The following is a 291-nucleotide window of genomic DNA, read 5'->3' as shown; positions in this document are numbered from 1 at the left end:
ATGATCAGGTTGATAGGTTCGAGGTGGAAGCATGGTGACATGTGGAGCTGACGAATACTAATAGATCGAGGACTTAACCATATAATATGTAGCAATGTTATCTAGTTTTGAGAGAACATAAAAAATTTGTTGACTTTTGAAGTAAATAAGTTATAATAATGATTGTCTCAAAAGAATAATGTCTGGTAATGATGGCAGAGAGGTCACACCCGTTCCCATACCGAACACGGAAGTTAAGCTCTCTAGCGCCGATGGTAGTTGGGACCTTGTCCCTGTGAGAGTAGGACGTTG

The 291-nt window shown here is 40.2% G+C and carries 1 rRNA gene; it reads left to right on the top strand.

Features of this window, described 5'->3' with window-relative positions:
- Positions 1-181: 181 nt before the first annotated feature.
- Positions 182-291 (top strand): 5S ribosomal RNA (gene rrf, locus MR107_RS30675); the annotation flags it as partial.

The sequence above is a fragment of the Bacillus cereus group sp. BfR-BA-01441 genome (genome assembly GCF_022663075.1).
GTDB classification, from domain to species: domain Bacteria; phylum Bacillota; class Bacilli; order Bacillales; family Bacillaceae_G; genus Bacillus_A; species Bacillus_A cereus.
The sequence above is the reverse complement of the archived record's forward strand: the minus strand, read 5'-3'. Positions and strand labels throughout refer to the sequence as shown.